We start from the raw sequence: 19,125 nt of genomic DNA, 5'->3' as shown, positions 1-19,125 counted from the left end.
TGCACATCGGCAATACTTGGCCACATGAAAGTACTCCTCCTGGCCCTGGCGGCTGTGGCCGCATCGCTGGCCGCCGCAGCACAGCCCGCCGCCGATCCGCGGGATAAGCCCATCGAAGCCCGGGGTCCGCTGGGGCCGCTCAAGGGCACTCTGCTGTCGCCTGCGAAGCCGGGCGCGCCCGTGGTGTTGATCGTGCCCGGCTCGGGCCCCACGGACCGCGACGGCAACAACCCCCTGGGTGTGAATGCCGCCACCTACAAGCTGCTCGCGCAGGACCTGGCGGCCCGGGGCATTGCCACGGTGCGCATCGACAAGCGCGGCATGTTCGGCAGTGCCAAGGCCGTGGCCGATGCGAATGCCGTCACCATCCCCGACTATGCGGCCGACGTGCACAGCTGGGTGGGCGCCATCCGCCGCACCACCGGTGTGCCCTGCGTGTGGGTGCTGGGCCACAGCGAGGGCGGACTGGTTGCGCTGGCCGCAGCGCAAGGGGGCAGCGAGGTGCAGGGCATCTGCGGCCTGCTGCTGGTGGCCACACCCGGCCGGCCCCTGGGCCAGGTGCTGCGCGACCAATTGAGTGACCAATGGCGCGCCAACCCGGCCAACGCGCCCATCCTGGACCAGGCGCTGGCCGCGATCACCAAGCTGGAGGGCGGCGGCCGTGTGGACACTGCCAGCCTGCACCCTGCCTTGCAGCCCTTGTTCAACGAGTCAGTGCAGGGCTTTCTGATCAGCGCCTTTGCGCAAGACCCGGCCGGGCTCATTGCCACCACCCAAAAGCCCGTGCTGGTGCTGCAGGGCGAGCGCGACCTGCAGGTGGGTGTGCAGGACGCGCGCCTGCTGGCCCAGGCCAAGCCCGCTGCCCAGTTGGTGCTGCTGCCCGATACCAACCATGTGCTCAAGGTGGTGGTGACGGACGACCCCGCAGCGAACATGGCGACCTATGCCAACCCGGGCCAGCCGCTGGCGCCAGGGGTGGTGGATGCGGTCGCACGGTTTGTTGCGCCGGGCAAGCCAAGGCCATGATATGACCACGCCATGGTGGCCGATTCTGCGGCATCTTTTTGAGGTGGACGACGGCTCGCTGCCGGACATCTTCGTCGAGGATCTGTCGCCAGAGCAGATCGTCGCGGTGTACGAATGGCTCAGGGGCGAGTCCTCTGGAACGGGCGATTCAACACTGTGGCGCATCGACCTGCAGCAGGATGTTCTGGTGCGCGATGTGCCCCATCCTGCAAGGGACTTCGTGCAGGGCAGGGTCGACAGTTTTCGGCACTGCCTTGTCGGCCTGCGAGTGGGGGACGTGGAGCTGCCGCCGCTCACGGTGAGTGTGGAGTCCGGTGGTCTCTCGATGGACTATCGCATGGGGCCGGACTGGAACGAGCAGACGCTGCGTGCCTTGCTGGAGTTGTTGCGGCAGGTTTGGGCCATGGCGCCGCACGCGAGAATCTTGCGCGCCGATGAAGGCGGCCATGCCTGCCCGGACCTTGAATTCACACAAGCCCTGCGCGCCTATGTAGCGGGCGGTGCCAACTGACCTGAGGGCGCGCTTCTATGGCCGCGCGTTCTCATGGTGTTGCGCCAGATGGACCCTGTCCTTCAGCGTCGAGAACACCACCGCAAACGCCATGCCCACCAGCGCGCCGAGCACGGTGTCGAGCACGCGCGCCAGTGGCATGCCGCTGCTCGCCGCAGGCGCTGCCAGCGAGGTCATGAGCAGGGCCATGGGGGTCACGAAGACCTGGCCCAGCGCGTAGTTGGCGCCGATCACCACCTCGGTGGCCAGCTGCAGCATGATGACGGCCGCCAGCAGCGGCCAGAACGAGGGGTGCTGCGCCAGGATCAGCCAGGCCAGGGCCGCGCCGACCAGGGTGCCGAGGGTGCGTTGCAGGGCGCGGTGCATGGCGGCATGCAGGGGGCCGCCCTGCAGCACGGCCATGGCGCCGATGGCGGCCCAGGCAGGGTGCTGCCAGCCGGCGGCCAGGGCCACCAGGCCCGCGCAGGCAGTACACAGGGCAATGCGGGCAAAGGCCAGCCACGGTGCCTGCAACGCGGGTGCGGCAGGCGGCGCTGCGGGGGCGGAGCGCAACCGGTCGGTGGCGCGGCAGACGGCAAGGGCCGTGGCGACACCGGCCAGGGTGAAGAGCACGCGGTCAGCGGCGGCCTGCCAGCCGTCCACCGGCACCATGGCTGCGCAGCCTGCAAAGACAAAGATGACCGCGCCCGGCGGGCCCAGGCGCCAGCGGCCTGCCAGCCACGACACTGTGCCGGCCAGCAACCCCAGGCACAGCAGCAGGGCAGCCGGTGTTGCACCTGCCAGGCCCAACAGGGACATCAGCGCGACCGCGCCGACGAGCAGCACGCCCGCCAGCAGCACGGCAGGCATGCGCTGGCCTACGGGTGCAAAGCGCCCCAGCAGCGCCGCCAGCGCGCCCAGCGCCGCATAGCCCACCAGGTGCGCCCACGGCGACAGGTGCGTGGCCCCCGCGGAGATCAGCACCGCCAGCCAGGTCTGCAGGCCCACCACGGCGGCATTGCGCAGCGAGGGCAGGGGCGTGATGGCGCAGCTCTCGCGCAGGCGCGCGGGTGCCAGCAGCCTCAGGAGGCTCGCCAGGTGCGAGCTGGTGGAATGGGTAGATGATGAAGGTACGGCGCGGTTCTGCATGTCAGTTTTCAATGGTGTTAGGTGCTGCCCATAACCTCTGCAACTGGCGCAGCCCAGGNCTCCCGACTCGCGCAGCGAGTCGAGAGAGGGGTGAAGGCGCGAAGCGACTCAGGGGGTGCTTCACTGTGCGGCGATGCGCGCCTCGATGCGCTCGAAGGCGCGCAGCATCGCCAGCGCGTCCTGCTTGCCAATGTCGGCGAGCAGCTCCGATTCAATGGCCTGCAGCTGCTTGCGCAGCGCGGCCACGGTGCGCCGGCCGGCGGGCGTCAGGTGCACCAGCTTCACGCGGCGGTCCTCGGGGTGGGGGCGGCGCTCGATCAGCCCGCGCTCCACCAGGATGTCGAGCAGCCGCACCAGGCTGGAGCCATCAAGCCCCACGGCCGCGGCCAGCGCGCTCTGCGATACGTCGTTGTCGCTCCCCAACTCGTGCAGGTGCATCAGCGGCGCCCAGGTGGCGTCGCTCAAGCCGCTGGCAGACAGTCGAGCATCCAGCGCCTGGCGCCAGCGGCGTGCCAGGCCCACAAGGCGGATACCGATGCGGTGGCGTGGGTCGGGCAGGGCTTCTTTCATGGGAAACGATTTTACCACAATCATTTGAATTCAAATGATTGTGGTGCAATGGTGTATTGTCTGGGTGAAGGCGCCTGTTACCGTTCCATGAACCAGGGGATAGGGGGCTGGGCCTTCTCTTGACCTATCATCTATTGGAGAAAAGCCGCCCGATGTGACAACTGTCCTCCGGCTCGCCCACCAGAACATCGCACAGGCCCTGCGCCAAAGCCCATCCATGCCTTCTCTTTCGTCCCCCCCGGCCGCAACACCGGCACACGCCTTTGTCCCCGAGACCCGCTTCGGCCTGTGGTTCCTGTCCACCGCGACCTGGCGCGTGCATGTGCTGCAGCGCGCCCTCAACGACCTGCAGCGCCTGGCACCCGACCTGCACAAGGGCGGTGCCGTGCTGGACATCGGTACCGGCCTGGGCCACTCCATCCCGGAGCTGGCGGAGCGCTTTCGCCCCAGCCAGATCCATGCCCTCGATCCCGAGCCGGATTTTGCCGCGCGCAGCGCGGCGATGCGCCAGACGGTCAGCCCCCCCGTCACACTGCACCATGCGCATGCCGAGCACATCCCGCTGCCCGACGCATCGGTGGACCTGGTGCTGTGCCACCAGACCCTGCACCACATCGTGGACCAGCAGGCCGCGCTGGCCGAGATCTTTCGTGTGCTCAAGCCGGGCGGCCACCTGCTGCTGGCCGAAAGTACCCGGGCGTACATCCACAGCCTGGCCATCCGGCTGCTGTTTCGCCACCCCATGCATGTGCAGCGCAGCGCGCCGGAGTTTTTGGCGATGCTGGGCGAAGCCGGCTTCGAGGTGAAGCCCGAGCACATCAGCATGCCCTACCTGTGGTGGAGCCGAAAGGACCTGGGCGCCCTGGAATGGATGGGCTTTGGCGTGCCCAAGGAGCGCGAGGAAACCCTGCTCAATGCAGTAGCGCGCAAACCGCTTTGAGGAGCTGACCACCATGCAGATCAAACTCGCCAGCGTCCTTGTGGACGACCAGGAAAAGGCCCTGAAGTTCTATACGACCCAGCTCGGCTTTGTGAAGGACAAGGACATCCCCATGGGTACCTTCCGCTGGCTCACCGTCCACTCGCTCGAGGGGGTCGAGGGTGTAGAACTGGTGCTCGAGCCCATGGCCTTCCCACCCTCGGCCGTGTACCAGCGCGCGCTGTTCGAGGCGGGCATTCCGGCCACGGCCTTCATCACCAAGGACCTGGCGGGCGACTACGCGCGGCTGAAGGCCAATGGGGTGCAGTTCCGCGGCGAGCCCATGCGCGCGGGGCCGATCACGATGGTGCTGCTGGAGGATACCTGTGGCAACCTGATCAATCTCGTTCAACCCGATGAGGCTGGCTGAGCTGCACCGCAGGAAGCGCCCCTGCGAGCCCAGGTGCAGTCCTACCCCAGCGCCTTGATCACCGCCGCATGCGCCATCGCCAGCTCCGGCGATGTGTGAAAGTGCCGCTGGTAGTGCCCTGAAAAATCCGCCTCGGCCGAATGTTCGAGCTTGAGCATCTCGCGCACGCGGCGTGCCACGATGTGGGGTGCCTCGGCGGCATCGGCGTTGTCGGGCTCCATGGCCTCGTCGAGCATCACGATGAGGCGGCTCAGCGGCTCCAGCCAGCGCATGGATTCGGCATACGCCATGACCTGCAGGAACTCGCCGGCCGACTGGCGGCCGTGGACTTTCTCATAGTCGCGCCGCTCCAGCTCGATCAGGTGGCGGTGCAGCGCCAGCAGGGCGGTGCGCAGGGCCGCGCATTGTTCAGGGGTGGCGGGGGTGGTCGTCATGGGCAGGTCGTTGGAAGAACAAATAGGTCTGCCGCATGATCGCACGCCCTGACGAGGCGGTCAGTCTTTCATCTTGGCAAAGTCCACCAGCTTGGCGTATTGCGCCATGTCGTCACGCATCAGCGTGGCCAGGTCGGATTGGGGCGTGGGCAGCACCATGCCGGCGTCTTCGAGGCGGCGGCGCACGACCGGGTCCTGCAGGGTGGCCTTGAGGCCCTGGGTGAGCTGCTGGGCCAGGGCGGGCGGCAGGTTGCGCGGCGCTGCCATGGCGAACCAGCCGACCAGATCGTAGCCCTTGAGCAGCGGGTGCTCGGCCAGCGCGGGCACGTTGGGCAGGGCCGGGCTGCGCGCGGCGCTGGTGATGGCCAGGGGCACCAGGCGGCCGCTCTGGATGAAGGGCAGGGCGGCGGTGGGCGACAGCATCGCAAAGTCCAGCGTGCCGCCGGCCAGGTCGCTTGTGAGCGAGGCGGTGCCGCGGTAGGGGATGTGCGCCATGAAGATGCCGGCGCGCTGCTTGATGAGCTCGCCCGCGAAGTGCAGCGTGGAGCCCACGCCCGAGCTGCCGTAGCTGAACTTGCCGGGGTTGCGCTTGGCCAGGTCGATGAACTCGGCCAGGGTCTTCACACCCGTCTTGGGACCGGCCACCAGCAGCACGGGGGCGGTGGCGATGAGGCCGATGGGCGCCAGGTCCTTGAGCGGGTCGTACTTCTGCGCCGGGTTCACCAGGCCGGTGGCGGCCATCTCGTTGCTGGAGCCCACCAGCAGGGTGTAGCCGTCGGCCGGGCTGCTGACCACGCGCTGCGCGGCAATGGCGCCGGCAGCGCCGCCCTGGTTGTCCATGACCAGTGTGGCGCCGAGCCTGGGGCCCAGCGCGTCGCCGATGATGCGCGCGGCCTGGTCCACCGAGCCGCCTGGTGGGTAGCCAATGACGATCTTCACCGGCTTGGTGGGCCAGGCTGGCGCGCCCTGGGCCAGGGCGGCGGGCGCATGGCAGGCCCATGCCGCCGCAGCCACGGCAAGCCCGAGGGCGCCCCGGCGCGTGGGCCGCACGGCGAGGAAGGGGGTCAACAAACGGGAGATGGGCATGTGCATGGTCGGGGGCCGTGGAGGTGAGGGGTTGCGAACAGGGTGAGGGGGCGGGGCAAGCAGGGATCAGGCCGGCGCTGCCAGAAAGCGCTCCGTCAGCTTGACCCAGTAGGTCGATGCCAGCGGCAGGCATGCGTCGTTGAAGTCGTAGCCGGGGTTGTGCACCATGCAGCCGCCGCTGCCATGCGTATCACCCACGCCGTTGCCCACGATGAGGTAGCTGCCGGGGCACTGCTCCAGCATGAAGGAGAAATCTTCGCTGCCGGTCAGGGGCTGCAGGTTGGGCATGAGGCCGTCCTCGCCCAGCCAGTCGAGCGCGACCTGGCGTGCAAAGTCGGTGCTGGCCACGTCGTTCACCAGAGCCGGGTAGCGCCAGTGGTAGTCCACCTCGGCTTGCACGCCCAGCGTGGCGGCCTGGGCCTGTACCAGCGCGGTGATGCGCTCGCGCAGCATGGCGCGGATCTCGGGGCGGTAGGCGCGCACCGTCAGGCGCATGAGCACGCTGCCGGGGATCACGTTGGGCGCATCGCCGCCGTGGATGGCGCCCACGGAGATGACGGCCATCTCGCGCGGGTCCACATTGCGCGAGACGATTGTCTGCAGCGCCAGCACGATGTGCGCGGCCGCCACCACCGGGTCGGCCGCCAGGTGCGGGGCCGAGCCGTGGCCACCCCGGCCCTTGACGGTGATGGTCACCGAATCCGACGAGGCCATGAACGGCCCGCCCATGAAGCCGAAGGTGCCCACCGGGTGGCCGGGCATGTTGTGCAGGGCGAAGATGGCGTCGCAGGGGAATTGCTCGAACAGGCCGTCCTCGATCATCTTGCGGCCCCCGCCCAGACCCTCTTCGGCAGGCTGGAAGATCAGGTGCAGCGTGCCGTCGAAGCTGCGCTCCTTTGCCAGGTGGCGCGCCGCGGCCAGCAGGATGGCGGTGTGCCCATCGTGCCCGCAGGCGTGCATCTTGCCCTGGTGGGTGCTTGCGTAGGGCAGGCCGGTTTCCTCGTGGATGGGCAGGGCATCCATGTCGGCGCGCAGGCCCAGCACACGCGGGCTACTGCCCAGGCGCAGCGTGCCCACCACGCCGGTGCCACCCAGGCCCCGATGCACCGTGTAGCCCCACTCGGCAAGGCGCTCGGCCACCAGGTCGCCGGTCGCGAATTCTTCAAACGCCAGCTCGGGATGCGCGTGGATGTGATGGCGCAGCGCCACCATCTCTGCCTCGATGGCGCGGATGCCGGGCAGCACGGGGTCGGCGGCGCAGGCGCTGCCGTGCGCATGGGCGAGCTGGTGCGGTTGCTGTTGTTTTTCGTTGTCTCGTTCGGTGACCTGGTTCATGGCGGTTCTTGGAGTGGTGTGCGGTATGCAGGCAAAGTCTAGAAACCCCACCCTCTCGGCGGCAGACAGGGGTTGCCTTGCACCGCATGGCGGTGCTTGTCTTGCTGTTGTCACAGGGTTGTGCTGTGGCCGGGCTGCAAGGGCGGCCTGGGCCTGCGGGCACCCATAATGGCCACCATGAAATTGCACCAGATGCGCTACATCGCCGCGGTGGCCGCGCATGGCAGCATCCGCGCGGCGGCGCGTGCGCTGGGCGTTACGCAGGCGGCCGTCACCCAGGGCATGCGCGAGCTGGAGGCAGATTGCCAGCTGGCGTTGTTCACCCGGCACAGCGGCGGCATTGGCCTCACCCCCGCCGGGCGCGACCTGGTGCAGCACGCCCAGCGCATCCTGGAGCAAATGCACCAGGCCGAACAGGACCTGGCCCGCCACCGCGACGCGGGCGCGCCGCAGCGCCTGTCCATCGGTATCACGCCCTGGGTGGCGCAGACCCTGCTGGCGCGCGTGCTGCCGCCGTTTCGCGCCGAGATGCCGCATGTGCAGCTGGAGCTGTTCGACGGCTTCTCGGCCCTGGCTTACCCCAAGCTGCGCGAGGGCAGCCTGGACCTGATGATCGGCCGCATCGCCGCGTCCGACGAGATGCTGGGCCTGCAGTCCACGCCGCTCTTCACCTACGAGGCCACAGTGATGGCCCGCGCCGGCCACCCGCGTGCGGGCGCATCGTCCATCCACGAATTGCTGGGCGATGACTGGGTGCTCAACTTCGGCCCCGGCGGTGAAAAAGAGCTGATGGACCAGCTCTTCACCCAGCACGGCGCCGCCGTGCCGCGCCACCACATCCACCTGGCCCAGTCGGCCGCGCTGATGCTGACCCTGGTGCAAAAGACCGACATGCTCACCTTCTGCCCCTGGCCGCTGGCCGAGACCGCGTCGCTGCGCGGCAGCATGGTGGCGCTGCAGCTGCGCGAGCAGTTCGCCCCGCGCACCGTGGGCATCATCCGCCGCAGCAACGAAACCCCGTCGCTCGCCGCACAGCGCTTCCTGGCGCACTTTGCCGAGCAGGTGCAGGCCAGTGTGCAGTCGGACGATGCGGAGCTGCGGCGGGTGTTCTATTCGGTGGAAATGGCGCCAGGCGTGGGCGCCGGGGTGTGATGCCGGGCAAGGCGGGGTTGCCTCTGCATCGGCCCTGCGCGGGTGGGCCCTTTGTCCTTTTAGCGCCTGTGTCATCTGCCGCGGCATCTGCGGCGTTGCTGTAGGCAGGTTCTATGATCGCGCGGCTGCCTGGTGAGAGCCGGGCCCACACAACAAAGTCGAGAGGGAGACGCATGCAGGGACTTGCAAAAAATCTGGCCGTGGCCGCCATGGCGCTGAGCGCCGCTGCGGCCTTTGCCCAGCAGGCCACGAACATGGAGGCCATGAACCGGGGCGTGTTTTCCGATACGCCTGCACCGCCGCTCGGCGGCAGTGTGAAGGACGCGGCGGCCAAGAAGCGCGGAGCCCTCCAGCCGGGTACTGGCGATTTCTACCGCTTCGCCAAGCTGGAGGCGCAGCCCGTCAGCCGCGAAGCCGGTGCGATGGACGTGCGGCGCTGGACACTGTCGGCCCTGGTGAGCAAGGCCACGGGCGACGTCGACTTTTACGTGCACTACTATGAGATCTACCGCGCAAGCTCGTGGAAGGCGCTCTCCGTGGCGCAGACGGATGCTGGCGAAGGCCTCAAGCTCGGCCGCCTGGGCGCACGGGTGGTGTCGTGCCGCAGCGGCTGCTCCTACGCGGAAGAAATCTTCATCGACCTCACGCCCGCTGCCGTGGAGCGGGCCCGCACGCAGCCCCTGCGCATACAGCTGTCGGGCCTGGGCGCCAACCCCACCCCGATCGAGATCGATGCGCAGGTGGTGAACGACCTGGTGGCCCAGGCGGGCGTGGAGGCTGAGAAGTACCGAAAGGTGAGTGCTCCGGCGGCGGCGGTGATGCCGGTTGCGGCACCCGTGCTGGCACCGCCAGCCGCGCAAGCGCCTGCCGCTGCAGGGCCGGTTTCGGTGGCCGATGAGCTGCAGAAGCTGGGCAAGCTCCGGGCCGATGGCACGATCACCGAGCTGGAATTCCAGAACCTCAAGGGCAGGCTGCTGGCGAAGTGAACTCGGGCGGGTGCGCCGAGCCGGCCATTGTTTTATTGCACCTGTGCCACCTGCCCCTATGATCCAGGGATGGCAGTAGATCGCATTTCCCACTTCACGCACCGTTGCACCGCACCCTCGCAGGGCGCCGTGCATGGGCTGCTGCTGCCAGCGCAAAAGAGGGCGGAAACCTAGCATGCCGTCCCCGGTGCCCCCCGTGGTGCCCAAGCGTCTCAGTACCTTCCCGACGTTGTGGGCGTTTCTGTTCAGCCGCCAGCGCTTCGCCGACATGGCGGCCGCGCATGACCTGGCCATCATCATCCAGCCCGCAGACCAACTGGCGCGCTACAACGCGGGCGCATGGAGCACCGGCACCGAGCTGGAGGCCATGCGCCAGGCATCGCTCGCGCGCCTGCTGCGTACGCGCACCCAGTTCTGGCGCTCGGGCCTGACCATCGTGGGGGTGTTCATGCTGTTGGTCATCATGTACTCGGGCCTGGGCCGGCCGCTGGAGCTGATCTTTCCGGACGACATGGGCAAGGTCCTGGCCGCCCTGGGCGCCATCTTCGCCACCTGGGGCTCGGTGATCCAGCTCACTGGCGTGGAGTCGTGGTCCGGCGAAAGCGCCGATGAAAAGCTGCGCAGCATGCTGTTCCAGACCATGTTCGTGCTGGGCGGGGCGTTTGCGCTGATTGGGGTGCTGTGGTGATGATTGCGCGGCCATACGCGACACCCCTCCCCAAGTAGCCCGCCCTGTGCGGGCTTCTTTTTGGCCGCTGCTTCGGTCAGGTTGAGGGCCTTGGAGCGCGGCGCAGCCCTGCCTGCGCATATATGCAGATCCTGTGCGGCCAACCTGCCGGCGTGGACAGTGGTAAGCCGATCCACTCGTCCCGTTTGAGGGCTGCCAATGAACCTTTTCAAGCTGGCCTGGCCTGGCGCTGCCGATGACCAGGAGGATATGTCCGAGCAGCAGGTCATCACGTCGGCCCACGCCTGGCGCGGCGCCGGTGGAGGGCGGGGGGCTGCTTCAGGCATGCGGCTTGATACCGACGCTGGCCGGCGCGAACTGGCGCTGGAACAGGAGGTGCAGCGGCTTGTGGAGATCAACCCTGCCAGCCGTGAGCGGCTGCACGCGCTGGCGGAGTTCAACCTATCCCAGCCTGCCATCGAGCAGAAGCCTGTGGACCGGGGGGCGCAGTACATGGCGCTGGGCTATGCGGCTGCCGATGCCGCTGGCAACGCGCGGTTCGACGCCAATCTGGAACAGCGCCTGAATGCGCGGACGCAGAAGGCGCGCCCCGACGCCGTGACAGGCGAGCGCATCGTGCAGCACTACAACCCCAATTCTGAGCGCGAGCGCGTTGTCGCCGAAGAAAAGGAAATGCGTGCCTTGCGCGCCGATGCCCGCCAGCGCGCCGCAGCGCAGGAGATGCCGTCCGTCGTACGAGGGCTGGCGCAGGGGGCGGGTGGGCTCTATGCCACCGCCATGGGCGCGGCCGGCCTGGCGGGTGAATTGACCGGGAGCGAGGAACTGCGCGATTGGGGTCTGGAGGGGTACCGGGAGACCATGCGCGGCGTCAACAACATCAGCCTTGCGCCGACCTTCACCGGTATTCGCAGCACAGGCGACGCGTTGGAGTGGGCGTTGGAAAACAGCGGCTACGCGGGCTTTCAGGCGGCAACCACCATTCTCTCGGCCGGCATGGGCGGCCTGATTGCCAACACGGTGGGCAAGAAGGCCCTGGGAGAGGTTGTTGGCATTGCCTTGAACAGCACGATGCAGACCTTTGGCTCTGTCTACGCCGATGCGGCCGAGGAGGCGCGCAGGACTGGCAAGCTGCTCGACCTGCCAACGATGCTGACCGGTGCCACGGTCTCCACGGCCATCGACACGCTCGCGAACAGGATCGGCCTGGATGCCTTGACCGCCAAGACCTTCAAGGGGAATGCACTGGAGCGCCTGGGCAAGTCCATGGGCACCCAGATGGCCGTGCAGGGCGGTACCGAGGCTGTGCAGCGTGTGCCCGAGGAGTGGGGGGCCGGCCGTGATCCGTATGGCCAGGGCCAGGTGGCTCAGTACCTCGACGAAGCTGCTGCAGGCGCACTGTTCGGCATTGCGTCGGGCGCCAGGGGGCGAAGGCGCCCCGGGAGTGTCGATGCTGTGGCGTCCGTTTCTGAAGACGATGTTCCCGGAGGTGATATTCCGCCCGAGACGCCGTATCAGCCATCGCCGCACCTGCCTGCCCCCGAGCGTGAGAGTTCGGCAGGACCGAAGGAGTTGGGTGGCCATGGCCGCAGTCGGCACGGTGGTCCCAATGAAGCACAAGGTCGTGAGGCAGGCTGGCCACGTACCGACGATCTGCCCTTCGAGGCGCCGCAGGCCGCGACAGCGAGCGCCATGAAGTCCACGCCTGTGCAGGCGGATTCGGTGCAACGGGAGCGGGGCGCGCAAGACTCGCCGTCTGCAATGGCCGCCATATCCCGGATGGAGGTGCTGGACAGCGGTACCTTGGCCGTGCGGGGGGACCCCGTCCTCGTAGGTGAAGCACTTCAGCAGGCGGGAATAGCGCTCTCGGATATCTTTGCAAGTCCAGGCGGGGTGATGGTGGAGCCAGGCAGCGCGAGGCGAGCGCAGGAGGTTTTGTCGTTGTTGCCTGGAAAGCTTCTTGCCAGCAGGCAAGAGGTGTCTGAGCCGGCCGAACGCTCCTTCGATCCGTTGGGCGGCGCCGACGGTGCTGCACCGGCGTTGCCAACGCGCATGAAGTTGCTCAGCGAAGGGACCCTGTCGGTGGTGAGCAACGGGCAGTCGGCATTGGCACGGCTGAGAAAGGCTGGAATCCCCGAAGGCGATCTTCTCGAGATGCCTGGCAACCAGCTGCATGTGGCACCACGCAGCGCGTCGCGTGCAAAGAAAGTGCTGGCTCAGGAACAAGACGTCCCATTACCCGCCTTTGCGGAAAGGGCTGCGCCCCTTGGCGCGCAGGTGGCGGAATCCATGCAGTCCGGCATGGCTGGTGGGTATGCTGGATCGGAAGATCTCGCGATGCCGGATGTGGGCGATAGAACAGGCCCATCGATTGAAAGCGGTGAGGCGCAAGCCGATTCTCGCAAGGCGTTGTGGCCCAAGATGGGGGCTGACGGATTGCCCTGGGCTTCCCACGCCTACACGGTAGCTTTCGAGATGAAGTTGAAGCTGGAGGACTTTGGAAGAAGCCGGGCGGTGCATTTCAATCGCGCCAATGCGGCCCTTGATGGCGCCTTTGTTCTCGATCCTGAGTTTGCACAGATGATGGAGCGGCTGATCCCGGGTGTGATGGGTGCAGTGTCATCGACGGGGGGGCGCAAAACTCCTGCGGGTTGGGTGTGGGAGCATGCCTCCAGGTCGGCTGCTCATGGCGAGGCCGGTGTGATGCGCTTGGTCCCTCAGGAGCAACACACCCCTGGCTCGCCATTTTGGCGAGCTCTTCACCCCGACGATGGAGCTCGGGGTGGCTATTCGGAATGGGCAATCCCTGCGGGCGCGCCAGCCAACAAAAAGAAAAAGCCGAAAAACCGTGGAGAAGGGCCAGTCAATGGCCAGGCTTTGCCGGAAAGATAGTAAAAACAAGGCTCCGCTCACGACAGAGCTGAACCCCGATAAACCCAAGGAGGATTGAGATGGATCGCTACGCAGGCAAGCCCTTTCTGAGGCTGCTGGACAGCTATTTTCTGGACGTGATCGGCCAGTTGGGAGAGGCACAGAACGCTGCGTTGGTTGCCATGCAGCCGCGACTGGCCGCAGTGTACCGCGATCAGGGGTCGTGGCAGGAGATCGTGGCCAGGCAGATGGATTTTCCACCGGGCGTGACCGATCGGGTGCAGATGTTCTGGAGGAGCTACCAGGAGGTATGCCAGATCGACCGGCTGCAGCCCGATGCGCTCGCCTTTGTGGAGTCTTTCGTCAGCCAGAATTTTCCCGACATCTGATGGGAATCCGATAAATCAAGCCCGCCGAGTGCGGGCTTTTTTTTCGCTTGGCGTGCCGTGAAAAACCACCACCCTCATCACTCCTCTCGACTTGGCGGGCCTTTGAAACGGCGGCATATATGCCACCCCTTCAGCGCGGTCGCCTCTTCGCGGACATTGCTTTCACGGGCGATGTGCCCGGTGTCAGCAACCACCACTGCCTCTGGCCCGCGCGGGCCATGCCGAAGAAGGATAGACCGCACCATGAACGCCACCGACAGCAGCAACAGCAACAGCAACCACTCCACCTCCGCCGCCAGCCTGGAACCCGGAGAGGGCGCCGCCAGCGCAATGGATGCCGAGGACCAGATGGCACAGGCGCTGGATGCGCTGCGCCAGGAGCGTGCGGAAACCGGTGGTGATGCCCAGGTGCAGGCGCCAACCACCGCCATGCCGGCAGGCCCCGACGGGGGCATGCCCGCAGCAACGGCGATGGGCGCCGAAGCCACGGGCACCGATGCCGCGCAGGCCCGTGCGCGCGCACCTGCATCCAGCGCCGCGCAACACGCTGGCAGGGACGGCAACCCCGACCCCGCCGAGCTGCTGCGCCGCACGCAGGAAGAGCTGCACAAGGCGCGCAGCGAGATGGGCCGCGTGGGCCAGCTCAACCGCTACCTGAACCAGGCGCGGGCCGAGCGCGACCGCCTGCTGCAGGAGAACACCCAGCTCAAGGGCAGCGGCAAGGCCGCGCCGGGCGCTGCCGCGGATGGATCCGCCGCCGCAGCCCGGCTGGCCGAGCTGTCCCAGAAGGTGCAGCAGTTCCCCGAGCTGCATGGGCTGGTGGGCGCCGTGCAGCAGGCCCTGAAGGCCGTGGATGCGCAAGCCGCGACGGTGGCCGAGCAGACCGCCGCCCGCATGGTCGAGCCGCTGCACGGCCTGCGTGCCGAGCAGGAGCAGCGCGCGCAGGAGCAACGCAGCGCCGCCTACGAGGCCGCGATGCAGACCTTCCAATCCACCTACCCGAATGCCGTGGAGGTGGTGCGCAGCACGGATTTCAGCGCCTGGATCCACACCCAGCCGCAGCCCATCCAGGCGGCCTTCTACCAGGGGCAGGACCCGGGCGAGGCCATCGCGGTGATGGACGCCTACGACGCGCACCTGCGCCGCGCGGGCCGTGCGCCCATTGCCCACTACCCCCAGCAGCCGGCCGCCCAGCGCGCGAGCGCCAATGCCGCGCGGCTGCAGTCGGCGGCGGGCCTGCCTTCGCGCGCCAGCGGCGCCAAGGGCGGCCTGCCCCCTGAGGACGACTTCGAGGCGTCGCTGGACTTCTTTCGGCGCCAGCGCCTGACGCGCGCGGGCTGACGCCCCCATGCGCTCCATGACAGGCGCTGCGGCCACCCGCAGCGCCTGGACACCTGTACCCAATTTTCCCGATGAGGAGCAATCGATATGACCGTTTATGGTGACATCACCCCCCGTACCGCCGCCTATGCGGTGGACAAGATGCTGGAGCGCGCCCAGCCCTCCCTGAACATGGCCAAGTTTGCCGTGGTGACTGCCGTGCCCAAGGGCAAGACCAAGGTGGTCAAGTGGCGCCGCTATGGCCGCCTGGCGCCCACCACCACGCCGTTGACCGAGGGCGTGACGCCGGTGCAGGGCAACATCACCAGCACCGACGTGTCGGCCAACCTGGAGCAATACGGCCAGCGCGTGCAGATCACCGACGTGATCGCCGACACGCACGAAGACCCGGTGCTCAGCGAACTGAGCGCCTCGCTGGGCGAGACCGCGGGCCAGACGCAGGAGCTGATCCTGTACAACACCATCAAGGCCGGCACGCAGGTGCTGTACGCCAACGGCGTGGCGCGCAACACGGTGAACACGACCATGACGGCCAACGTGGCGCGCCGCGCGATCCGCCAGCTCAAGGCGCAGGACGCGCGGGCGCTGACCACCGTGCTCAACGCCACCGATGGCGTGGGCACGCTGCCCATCCCGCCGTGCTACGTGTGCTTCGTGCACCCCAACGTGGAGATGGACCTGCAGAACCCCGCGTTCTTCCCGGCCGGCTACACGCGCATCCAGAACTACGGCACCTTCAAGCCGCTGTGCGAGAACGAGATCGGCTCGTTCGAGAACATCCGCTTCGTCTCGTCCACTCTGTACGCGCCGCTGGTCAACGCCGGCAATGCCACGCTCAACGGCATGCTGGGCGGCACGGCGGTGGACGTGTACCAGTCGGTCATCGTCGGCAAGGAGGCCTATGCCACGGTGAACCTGTCGGCATCGGGCTCGGGCCTCACGCCCATCGTGGTGAACCCCAAGCCCAGCGACATCGACCCCATGGGCCAGCGCGGGCACGTCGCTTTCAAGATGTGGTCGGCCGCGGCCATCCTGAACGACGCCTGGATGACGCGCATCGAGCACGGCGTGTCCGCCTGACCTTCGCTTCACATCGCAACCCAGGGGCCGGCAAGCCGCCGGCCCCTTCCTTTGAAGGAATACCCCCATGGCAAAAGCACAACCCAAGGCCGCCGCATTGGCCGAACCCACCGCCGGCACAGACACCGACATCGACGTGGCCGTGCAGCAGCACGGCTTCTCGGGCCAGACCTGCGAGATCAAGCTCTTCAAGGGCGAGTTGCACGAACCGCAGCAGCCGTTCTTCGGGCTCAACAACTACCAGATCCAGATCCAGCGCGAGCGCTGGGTGCGCGTGCCGGTGGAGATGGCCGACCACATCGAAGGCCTGGCCTACACGGTGCGCGAGGCCGATCCCGAAGAGCCCGAGAACATCGACAGGATGCGCTGGGTGGACAAGCCCCGCTTCCCCCTGCAGCGCAAAAGCTGAGCGGGGAGGGCGCGCACCATGAACTTCCTGCAACTGGCCCGGGCCGTCAAGCGCGAGAGCGGCTTGTCCGGCGGCCCGCCGGCATCGGCCACCACGGCCAGTGGCGACGATGCCCGCGTGTTCGAGTGGGTGAACTGGGCCTGGCGCGACATCGCGCTGGCGCACGAGTCCTGGCTGTTTCGCCGTGGTGAGGCGCTGGGCCAAGTGGCGGCCGGTGCCCTGCTGATGGTGCCCGAGGCTGCGGCCCCCGGCTTCGCCCTGGCCGACTTTGCCGCCTGGAAGCCCGCAGCCGATGGCTACCGCCCCAGCGCCTGGCGCGTGGCCGACGGGCAGGTGAGCGAGCATGCGCTGGCCTGGCTCGACTACGAGGCGTTCCGCCAGCGCTTTCTGGTGGGTGTGCATGCGCCGGGCGCGCTGCAGTGCTGGAGCATCGCGCCCGGCGGCGAGCTGCTGGTGGGGCCCACGCCCGACGCGGCGCACATGGTGCGCGCGGCCTATGTGAAGGATGTGGTGGACATGGTGCTCGACGCCGACGAGCCGGCCCTGCCGGCGCGCTTTCACAACCTGATCGGCTGGCGCGCGCTGCGCGAGTACGGCGGCTTCGACGCGGCCAGCGAGGTCTACCAGCGCGCCGAGCAGAACTACAGCATGGGCTTCTCGGCGCTGGCGCAGTCGCAGCTTCCACGCCCGGGTTTTGGTGCGAGGCCTCTCGCATGACCGGCGAAGTGCGCATGCCAGCGCTCAAAACCCAGTACTTTCCGCTCGCGGGTGGGCTCGACGCCGAGTCGGCGCAGCTCACCCTGCGCCCCGGCATGGTGACGGGGGCGATCAACTACGAAAGCTCGGCCCTGGAGGGCTATGAGCGCATCGGCGGCTACGAACGCTTTGACGGCCGGCCCCGGCCCAGCGATGCGGCCTTCAAGTGCCTGCGCGCCGCCACCGCCTTCACGGGCCTAGCCGTGGGGCAGACGGTGGCGGGTGCCACCTCGGGGGCCACGGCCCTGGTGCTGGCGCTGCGCAATGCGGCGCAGATGGTGGTGACCAAGCTCACGGGCGCATTCGCCGTGGGCGAGCCGCTCACGGTGGCGGGCAGCGCTGTGGGCGTGTTCGATGGCGATGCCTCGGACATCGACGGTTTTGACGACAACGCCTTTGCGGCGCTGGCCGCCGACCACTACCGCGCGGCCATTGGCGCCGTGCCGGGGTCGGGGCCGCTGCGGGGCATTGCCGTATTGAATGGCACGGTCTACGCCTGGCGCGACAACGTGGCCGCCACGGCCTGCAGCATCTACAAAAGCTCGGCCACCGGCTGGATGCCGGTGTTCCATCACCACGAGCTGGCCTTCACCGGCGGCAGCGGGGCAGAGCCGGCCGTGGGCGCCAACATCACCAAGGGGGCCGTGTCCGCGATGGTCAAGCGCGTGGTGGTGGAGTCGGGCACCTGGGCGGCCGGCACGGCCAAGGGGCGCTTCATCGTCACGGCGCCGTCGGGCGGGCCGTTCACCGCAGGCGCCTTCACGGCCGGCGTGGCCGCCACCGCCAGCGGCGCCGAGGCGGCCATCACCCAGTTGCCCGGCGGCCGGCTCGATGCCGTGGTCTACAACTTCAACGGCCGCGCAGGGCAGCAGCGCATCTACGGCGCCGATGGCGTGAACCGCGGCTTCGAGTTCGACGGCGAGGTGCTGGTGCCCCTGGCCACCGGCATGGCGGTGGACAAGCCCGTGCACTGCGTGGCGCACAAGAACCACCTGTTCTTCAGCTTCGAGGGCTCGGTGCAGCACAGTGCCGTGGGCGACCCCTGCCGCTGGTCCGCCGTGGTGGGCGCCGCCGAGATCGCGGCCGGCGATGTGGTCACGGGCTTCCAGGTGCTGCCGTCGGATGCCGAGGGCGGCGCACTCATGGTGTTTGCCGCCGAGCGCACCTGGGTGCTGTACGGCAGCAGCAGCGCGGACTGGCGCTTCGTGAACTTTGCCGACGACGTGGGCGCCCAGCGCGGCAGCGTGCAGAACCTGGGGCGCGTGCTGGTGTTCGACACCCTGGGCGTGGCCGTGGTCAGCGCCACGCAGGCCTTCGGCAACTTCGAGCGGCTGCCGCTGTCCTCGCGCATCCAGCGGTTGCTCAAGGCGCGGCAGGTCACGGCCTCGGTGGTCAACCGGGCCGACAAGCGCATGCGCCTGTTCTTCGCCACGGGCGAAAGCCTGAGCGTCACGCCCATCCCCACGGCCGACGGCGGCAGCGCGCTGGCCTTCATGCCCATCGACTATGGCCGCACGGTGCGCTGCACCTGCGATGCGGTGGTCGGCGGCGAGCCGCGCAACTTCTTCGGCAGCGACGACGGCTTTGTCTACGAGGCCGACCGGGGCCGCAGCTTCGATGGTGCGCCGATCCAGGCCTACCTGCGCCTGGCCTTCAACCACACCAAGAGCCCGATGGAGAAAAAGCGCTTTCGCCGCGTCGACCTGGAGAGCAAGAACCGCAGCGCCTGCCGCCTGCTGGTGCAGGGCGAGTACAGCCTGGGCAAGCCCGAGGTGGGCCTGACCGACGTGGTCAACGTGCTGCAGAACGCCGGCGGCGCCTACTACAGCGTGAGCAACTACGGCCAGAGCTACTACAGCGTGCCCGCCAACGTGCTCTCCAAGGTGCGGCTGGACGGCGTGGGCACCGACCTCAGCCTGAACATCGTGAGCACCGCGCGCGACGAGCTGCCCCACACGCTGCAGAGCGTATCGGTGGTGTACACGCCGCGGCGCCTGGACCGATAGCCAACCAAAGG

The 19,125-nt window shown here is 68.0% G+C and carries 19 protein-coding genes; 14 read left to right on the top strand and 5 right to left on the bottom strand.

What is annotated here, in order from left to right:
- The first annotated feature begins 24 nt into the window (after positions 1-24).
- A complete protein-coding gene (locus ASE28_RS20270) occupies positions 25-1,026 on the top strand; it encodes an alpha/beta hydrolase (protein ID WP_057268240.1) in 1,002 nt (333 codons plus the stop codon).
- 1 nt (position 1,027) lies between these two features.
- On the top strand, positions 1,028-1,537 hold the full coding sequence (locus tag ASE28_RS20265) for a hypothetical protein (protein WP_057268239.1): 510 nt from the start codon (positions 1,028-1,030) through the stop codon (positions 1,535-1,537).
- Between the two features lie 15 nt (positions 1,538-1,552).
- Here ASE28_RS20265 and ASE28_RS20260 read toward each other — a convergent pair whose 3' ends face one another.
- Positions 1,553-2,665 carry an FUSC family protein gene (locus ASE28_RS20260; protein ID WP_082608176.1) on the bottom strand — a complete coding sequence of 371 codons (1,113 nt, stop codon included), beginning with the start codon at positions 2,663-2,665 and terminating at the stop codon, positions 1,553-1,555.
- A gap of 120 nt (positions 2,666-2,785) precedes the next feature.
- Entirely contained in the window at positions 2,786-3,235 is a 450-nt protein-coding gene (locus tag ASE28_RS20255) for a MarR family winged helix-turn-helix transcriptional regulator (RefSeq protein ID WP_057268265.1), read from the bottom strand.
- Positions 3,236-3,452: 217 nt separating this feature from the next.
- On the opposite strand from ASE28_RS20255, the gene ASE28_RS20250 reads away from it, so the two are divergent.
- Together ASE28_RS20250 and ASE28_RS20245 are read left to right on the top strand one after the other, a co-directional pair.
- Positions 3,453-4,175, top strand: coding sequence for a class I SAM-dependent methyltransferase (locus ASE28_RS20250; RefSeq protein WP_057268238.1), 723 nt, complete (start codon positions 3,453-3,455; stop codon positions 4,173-4,175).
- A 13-nt stretch (positions 4,176-4,188) separates the two neighbouring features.
- Positions 4,189-4,584, top strand: coding sequence for a VOC family protein (locus ASE28_RS20245; protein WP_057268237.1), 396 nt, complete (start codon positions 4,189-4,191; stop codon positions 4,582-4,584).
- Positions 4,585-4,625: 41 nt separating this feature from the next.
- Here ASE28_RS20245 and ASE28_RS20240 read toward each other — a convergent pair whose 3' ends face one another.
- From ASE28_RS20240 to ASE28_RS20230, 3 genes are read right to left on the bottom strand one after another with little or no spacing between them, the layout of a single operon-like run.
- Positions 4,626-5,018, bottom strand: a complete 393-nt coding sequence (locus ASE28_RS20240) for a hypothetical protein (protein WP_057268236.1) — start codon at positions 5,016-5,018, stop codon at positions 4,626-4,628.
- A 60-nt stretch (positions 5,019-5,078) separates the two neighbouring features.
- Positions 5,079-6,110, bottom strand: a complete 1,032-nt coding sequence (locus ASE28_RS20235; RefSeq protein ID WP_082608174.1) for a tripartite tricarboxylate transporter substrate binding protein — start codon at positions 6,108-6,110, stop codon at positions 5,079-5,081.
- Positions 6,111-6,170: 60 nt separating this feature from the next.
- Positions 6,171-7,316, bottom strand: coding sequence for a M20 aminoacylase family protein (locus tag ASE28_RS20230; RefSeq protein ID WP_200963978.1), 1,146 nt, complete (start codon positions 7,314-7,316; stop codon positions 6,171-6,173).
- Positions 7,317-7,616: 300 nt separating this feature from the next.
- On the opposite strand from ASE28_RS20230, the gene ASE28_RS20225 reads away from it, so the two are divergent.
- The 10 genes from ASE28_RS20225 to ASE28_RS20180 all read left to right on the top strand — a co-directional run bounded on the left by ASE28_RS20225 (position 7,617) and on the right by ASE28_RS20180 (position 19,114).
- On the top strand, positions 7,617-8,591 hold the full coding sequence (locus tag ASE28_RS20225; protein WP_235516179.1) for a LysR family transcriptional regulator: 975 nt from the start codon (positions 7,617-7,619) through the stop codon (positions 8,589-8,591).
- A 173-nt stretch (positions 8,592-8,764) separates the two neighbouring features.
- Positions 8,765-9,577 (top strand): SHOCT domain-containing protein, encoded by an 813-nt coding sequence (locus ASE28_RS20220; RefSeq protein ID WP_157422062.1) that lies wholly within the window; start codon positions 8,765-8,767, stop codon positions 9,575-9,577.
- A 175-nt stretch (positions 9,578-9,752) separates the two neighbouring features.
- Positions 9,753-10,265: a hypothetical protein gene (locus tag ASE28_RS20215; RefSeq protein WP_057268233.1), complete on the top strand. Its 513-nt coding sequence runs from the start codon at positions 9,753-9,755 to the stop codon at positions 10,263-10,265.
- Positions 10,266-10,463: 198 nt separating this feature from the next.
- Positions 10,464-13,154, top strand: coding sequence for a hypothetical protein (locus ASE28_RS20210; protein WP_057268232.1), 2,691 nt, complete (start codon positions 10,464-10,466; stop codon positions 13,152-13,154).
- A 59-nt stretch (positions 13,155-13,213) separates the two neighbouring features.
- Positions 13,214-13,522 (top strand): hypothetical protein, encoded by a 309-nt coding sequence (locus tag ASE28_RS20205; RefSeq protein WP_057203386.1) that lies wholly within the window; start codon positions 13,214-13,216, stop codon positions 13,520-13,522.
- Positions 13,523-13,765: 243 nt separating this feature from the next.
- Positions 13,766-14,863, top strand: coding sequence for a hypothetical protein (locus ASE28_RS20200; protein WP_057268231.1), 1,098 nt, complete (start codon positions 13,766-13,768; stop codon positions 14,861-14,863).
- Positions 14,864-14,950: 87 nt separating this feature from the next.
- Positions 14,951-15,943: a N4-gp56 family major capsid protein gene (locus ASE28_RS20195; protein ID WP_057268230.1), complete on the top strand. Its 993-nt coding sequence runs from the start codon at positions 14,951-14,953 to the stop codon at positions 15,941-15,943.
- A gap of 67 nt (positions 15,944-16,010) precedes the next feature.
- Positions 16,011-16,352, top strand: a complete 342-nt coding sequence (locus ASE28_RS20190; protein ID WP_057203383.1) for a hypothetical protein — start codon at positions 16,011-16,013, stop codon at positions 16,350-16,352.
- A gap of 18 nt (positions 16,353-16,370) precedes the next feature.
- Positions 16,371-17,069 carry a hypothetical protein gene (locus tag ASE28_RS20185; RefSeq protein ID WP_057203382.1) on the top strand — a complete coding sequence of 233 codons (699 nt, stop codon included), beginning with the start codon at positions 16,371-16,373 and terminating at the stop codon, positions 17,067-17,069.
- A gap of 14 nt (positions 17,070-17,083) precedes the next feature.
- A complete protein-coding gene (locus ASE28_RS20180; RefSeq protein ID WP_162262269.1) occupies positions 17,084-19,114 on the top strand; it encodes a hypothetical protein in 2,031 nt (676 codons plus the stop codon).
- Positions 19,115-19,125 lie beyond the last annotated feature (11 nt).

It is taken from the genome of Acidovorax sp. Root219, assembly GCF_001428665.1.
Taxonomy (GTDB): Bacteria; Pseudomonadota; Gammaproteobacteria; order Burkholderiales; family Burkholderiaceae_C; genus Acidovorax.
The sequence above is the reverse complement of the archived record's forward strand: the minus strand, read 5'-3'. Positions and strand labels throughout refer to the sequence as shown.